The following is a 3,632-nucleotide window of genomic DNA, read 5'->3' as shown; positions in this document are numbered from 1 at the left end:
GGAGCTCCGTCCCCGGAAACACCCGCACGAGCACGTAGACGGCCGTCTTGGTCGTGAAGGCCGACATGAAGACCGAGCCCGTCACCGTGCCTTCGGGGTAGGCGTCGGTCAGCCACGCGTGGAGGGGAGGCACGGCGGCGTTCACGATAACGCCGATGAGCATGAGGTAAAACGCCAGGCTCCCGTCGTGGTCGACGGCCCGCACGGCGATGGAATCGGTCGCCATGTAGTGGAGGATGATCCCCCCGAGCAGGCACACGCCCCCGAAAATGTGCACCAGGATGTAGCGGTAGCCGGCGGCGAGGGCCGCGTCATTTCGGCTGGCAAAGACCAGGTAGGCCGAGGCGAAGGCCATCAGCTCCCAGAAGACGAACAGGGTGAAAAAGTCCCCCGCGAAGGTCACCCCGAGAGAGCCTCCGATGTAGAGGGAGGCCGCCACGTGCTGGCCGGGATCGTCCACGTGGAGCGCGTAGACAAAGCTGATGAAGGCCGCGATGGTGAACACCCACGCAAACACGAGGCTCAGCTTGTCCACCGCTCCGAAAATGAGGGGGGTCCCCAGGAACGTGTATGTCCAGTAGGTCCCCGGCGTCATGGACGCCACCACAAACATCGCCACGAGCGGAATCAGCAGCAGGTACGCCTGCCGCACCTTCCCCCGCAGAAAGGGAATGGCGAAAGCTCCGAAAATGAAGAGTATGGACGGGTGAAGCCAATCAGTCATCGTAATAGCCCTCGTCCTGCATGATCCCCCCCTGGTGGCCCAGAAACTTCGAGACCAGAATGATCACGACACAGGAAACAAATCCGTAAAATGCACCCCAGCCCGGTATCTTGTCCCATAGATAGATGGCATGATCCCGATGCACGAAAAAATCCGACAAAAACACCAGCACCAGCGACAGATACCCGAGCTTCTTCAAGGTGGCCGCATTGGCCGGGTTCCCCACGTAAAGCACCAGCCGCCTGATCATCGGATCACCTCCTGGGCTAGACTCAAAAAATAATCCGGGTAAATACCTATGAGCAGCGAAATGATCGCCGTCACCACGAGAGGCACCACCACCATGGGAATCTCCCGCGTCTCCTCGTGGTGCTCCCCGTGCCCGTGGCCCTCCTCCGGGGCCTCCTTTTCAAAGAAGGCCTTGTACGTGATGGGAAGAAAATAGGCCGCGTTCAGCACCGTGCTCACCAGGAGCACCATCAGGATGGGGATCTCGTGGGCCTCCATGGACCCCAGCGCCAGGTACCACTTGCTCGTGAACCCCGCCGCCGGCGGCACCCCGATCATGCTGAGGGAGGCGATGAAAAAGGCCGCCATCGTCCACGGCATCTTCTTGCCGATCCCCGAAAGCTGGCTCACCTCCGTCTTGTGGGCCGCGCAGTAAAGCGACCCGGCGCAAAAAAAGAGGGTGATCTTGGAGAAGGCGTGGTTGGCGATGTGCATGATGCCCCCCACCATGCTGCTCGGCGTCAGGAGCACCGCGCCCAGGATCACGTAGGAGAGCTGGCTCACCGTCGAGTACGCCAGCCGCGCCTTCAGGTTGTCCTTGGATAGGGCGATGACCGAACCGAGAACGATGGTGATGGAAACCACGTAGGCCGCCGCGATCCCGAGTCCCATCCGGCTCATGAGGTCCACCCCGTAGATGTGAAACACCACCCGGAGAATCGAGAACACCCCCACCTTCACAACGGCCACCGCGTGCAGGAGCGCGCTCACCGGCGTCGGAGCCACCATGGCCGAGGGGAGCCAGTTGTGGAACGGCATGACGCCGCCCTTGGCCAGGCCGAACAGGAAGAGAAAGAAGGTCCCGAACAGGAGCGGCGATCCCGGCTGGCTTCTCAGTAACCCGCCGCTTTGAAAGTCCGTCGTCCCGGCGATCATGAAAACAATGATGATCCCCGAGAGCAGGAAGGTCTTGGACAAGCTCAGGAGGTAGAGAAAATACTTCCGCGCCCCCTCCTGAGCCTCGGCGGTCTCCTTGTGGCCGACCAGCGGCACTGTCGCCAGACTCAGGATCTCGTAGAAGACAAACAGCGTGATGAGGTTTGCCGAAAAGGCCACTCCGAGGGTTGCCGAAAGGCTGATGGCAAAGCAGGTGAAGTAGCGCGTCTGGGCATGCTCCCCGGCCGAGCGCATGTATCCTATGGAGTAGAACGTGGTGACGATCCAAAGGAACGAGGACACCGTCGCAAACACCATCCCCAGGGCGTCCACCCGAAACTTGATGTCGACCCCCTCGTAGAAGCTCACCAGGGTATACTCGATGGTATGTCCCGACAGGATGGCCGGCACCATGGACATGACGATGGAAAACTTCACCACACCGGCCAGGACCGAACACGCTTCCCGCAGGTTCGGGCGGTCTCCCGTTCTCAGGATCAGGGGCACTGCCAACAGAGAGCTCAGCACGGCAAGTAACGGCTTTATGGATACAATCGTTTCCACGTTGTCTTTAACCTTTACTTAAATTGATTTCATCCACGTTAACGGTCTCTTTGTTCCTGAAGAGCGCCATGATGATGGCCAGCCCGACGGCCGCCTCCGCCGCCGCGACCGTCATGATCATGAACACGAACACGTGCCCGCCAAGATCGTTCAGATAGCGTGAAAACGCAATGAAGGTTAGATTGACCGCGTTCAGCATGAGCTCAATGCACATGTACATGATCAGGGCATTGCGCTGCGTGAACACTCCCACCGCGCCGATGGAAAAAAGCACCGCGCTCAACGTCAGGTATGAATTCAATGTGACCATAGGCTACCCTTCGCGACGCGTGCCCTCACGGCTTCGCATCGCTTATCCTCCTTTTCGCCAGAATCACCGCCCCCACAATCGCCGCAAGGAGCAACATCGACGCGATCTCAAAGGGCAGCAGGTACTCGGTGAAAAGCATCGACCCCACGGCCTTCGTCGTCCCGAACGGAAAGAGCTCCCCTCCCGTCGGCAGCGCCCCCCTCACCTTCACCAGGCTCGCCGCGATGACAAACACCATCCCCACCCCCAGGATCGATACGAACTGGAGCGCGATCGTGCTCCCCGCAAGGCGCCCCTCCTTTTCCTGGATGTTGAGCAGCATGATGACAAACAAAAACAGCACCATGACGGCCCCCGCATACACCAGGATCTGCAGCACCGCCACCAGGTGCGCGTCGAGAAGCACGTACAGCCCCGCCAGGCAAAACATCGTCGCGATGAGGCTCATGGCGGCATTCACCGGCTTTTTGCTCGTCACGAGCAGCAGGGCGGACAAGACGGCGCCGAAACCGAGAATGTAAAACATCAATAATTGCATTTGGAGTAAATCCTCCTGATGTATTCGATGCGACCCTTCACACTCTCCTCGCTCCGAAGCAGGGCTTCCTTCGAGTACAGCATGCGGCTCCGGTCACGCTCCGCCAGCCCCTCGTACTCCGAGCTCATGACGATGGCCTCCTTCGGGCACACCTCCTCGCAGTACCCGCAGTACACGCACCGGGACATGTCGAGAATGTAGGAGACCGGGTACCGCTCCCCGTTCTCCCGCTCGCCCCCCACCATCGAAATGGCCCTGGCCGGGCAGATCTTCTCGCAAAGACCGCACGCCACGCACCGCTCTTTCCCGTCTTCCCGCATGACCAGCACCGG

General features: G+C 60.1%; 6 protein-coding genes. All 6 read right to left on the bottom strand.

What is annotated here, in order from left to right; genetic code table 11:
- Nucleotides 1-724 (bottom strand): proton-conducting transporter membrane subunit (locus tag MWC30_RS21355; protein ID WP_244086225.1); only part of this gene is annotated, 724 nt, incomplete at its 3' end.
- A complete protein-coding gene (locus tag MWC30_RS21350; protein ID WP_244086224.1) occupies nucleotides 717-974 on the bottom strand; it encodes a hypothetical protein in 258 nt (85 codons plus the stop codon). The genes MWC30_RS21355 and MWC30_RS21350, both read right to left, overlap by 8 nt.
- Nucleotides 971-2,452 carry a monovalent cation/H+ antiporter subunit D family protein gene (locus MWC30_RS21345; protein ID WP_244086223.1) on the bottom strand — a complete coding sequence of 494 codons (1,482 nt, stop codon included), beginning with the start codon at nucleotides 2,450-2,452 and terminating at the stop codon, nucleotides 971-973. Before MWC30_RS21345 ends, MWC30_RS21350 begins: the two co-directional genes overlap by 4 nt.
- Before the next feature lie 7 nt (nucleotides 2,453-2,459).
- On the bottom strand, nucleotides 2,460-2,762 hold the full coding sequence (gene nuoK / locus MWC30_RS21340; RefSeq protein WP_244086222.1) for an NADH-quinone oxidoreductase subunit NuoK: 303 nt from the start codon (nucleotides 2,760-2,762) through the stop codon (nucleotides 2,460-2,462).
- Between the two features lie 25 nt (nucleotides 2,763-2,787).
- Nucleotides 2,788-3,300, bottom strand: coding sequence for an NADH-quinone oxidoreductase subunit J (locus tag MWC30_RS21335; RefSeq protein ID WP_244086221.1), 513 nt, complete (start codon nucleotides 3,298-3,300; stop codon nucleotides 2,788-2,790).
- Nucleotides 3,288-3,632, bottom strand: a 345-nt coding sequence (locus MWC30_RS21330; RefSeq protein ID WP_244086220.1) for an NADH-quinone oxidoreductase subunit I, incomplete at its 5' end; no start/stop codon positions are given. The genes MWC30_RS21330 and MWC30_RS21335, both read right to left, overlap by 13 nt.

This window comes from Desulforhabdus sp. TSK (assembly GCF_022836495.1).
In the GTDB taxonomy this organism is placed as follows: Bacteria; Desulfobacterota; Syntrophobacteria; order Syntrophobacterales; family Syntrophobacteraceae; genus Desulforhabdus.
This window is presented reverse-complemented; position numbering and strand designations above follow the sequence as displayed.